Below are 260 nucleotides of genomic sequence, written 5' to 3'. Positions count from 1 at the left end.
ATGATCCTCATGACTTAGATCGTGACAATGACGGCTTACCTTGTGAAGTGAAAAAAGGAGACTACGATCAATTTTTAGCTAGCAAACAAACTACTAAAAAAGATGAAAACAAACCTCAAGAACAACCTAAACAAGAAAATACTAAACAGGAAAACACTAAACAAGAACCTGTTAAACAAGAAAACACTAAGCAAGAGAATTCAAAACAAAATAACCAAACAACAAATAATAAACAAGAACAAACTAAGCCTCAAACAACT

General features: G+C 31.9%; 1 protein-coding gene. It reads left to right on the top strand.

The window, feature by feature from the left end:
- A partial coding sequence (locus tag MR170_RS31600) for an excalibur calcium-binding domain-containing protein (protein ID WP_242310744.1) occupies nucleotides 1–260 on the top strand: 260 nt, incomplete at both ends.

The organism is Bacillus cereus group sp. BfR-BA-01524 (assembly GCF_022662595.1).
In the GTDB taxonomy this organism is placed as follows: domain Bacteria; phylum Bacillota; class Bacilli; order Bacillales; family Bacillaceae_G; genus Bacillus_A; species Bacillus_A thuringiensis_S.
Note: the sequence above shows the minus strand (reverse complement) of the source record. Positions and strands in the feature narration are given on the sequence as shown.